Annotated in this window: 1 protein-coding gene; it reads right to left on the bottom strand. The window is 70.2% G+C overall.

Annotated elements, in window-relative coordinates; all coding sequences use genetic code 11:
- The coding region (locus tag HV826_RS36485) for an AMP-binding protein (protein WP_176421584.1) at positions 1-450 on the bottom strand (450 nt) is incomplete at both ends.

The following is a 450-nucleotide window of genomic DNA, read 5'->3' on the forward strand; positions in this document are numbered from 1 at the left end:
GTACAACTCACCCCTCACGCCCTCCGCCACCGGACGCATTCCTTCGTCCAGCACGTACACACGCGTATTCCCCACCGGCTTCCCAATGGGCACCGTCGCCCCCACCTCCCCCTCTGCTACGCGGTGCACTGTCGTAAACGTCGTCCCCTCCGTCGGCCCGTACCCGTTGACGAGGACGCCCCCACTCCTCGCCCGCTCCCTCGCCCGCCCCACCGCCAGCACGTCTCCTCCCGCCAGCACCTGCCTCACTCCACCCAGCGCCTCGGGCTGGTACGCCTGCATCTGCTCGAACAGGGCCGCCGTCAGCCACAGCGACGTCACCCCTGCCTCCTTCAGCCTCCGCCCCAGCCCCTCCAACTCCAGCGGGCCCTCCGGGTACACCACCAGCTTCCCTCCGTGCAGCAGCGCGCCCCATACCTCCAGCGTCGACGCGTCGAAGCCCGTTGGCGC

It is taken from the genome of Myxococcus sp. AM010 (assembly GCF_013372585.1).
GTDB classification, from domain to species: Bacteria; Myxococcota; Myxococcia; order Myxococcales; family Myxococcaceae; genus Myxococcus; species Myxococcus vastator.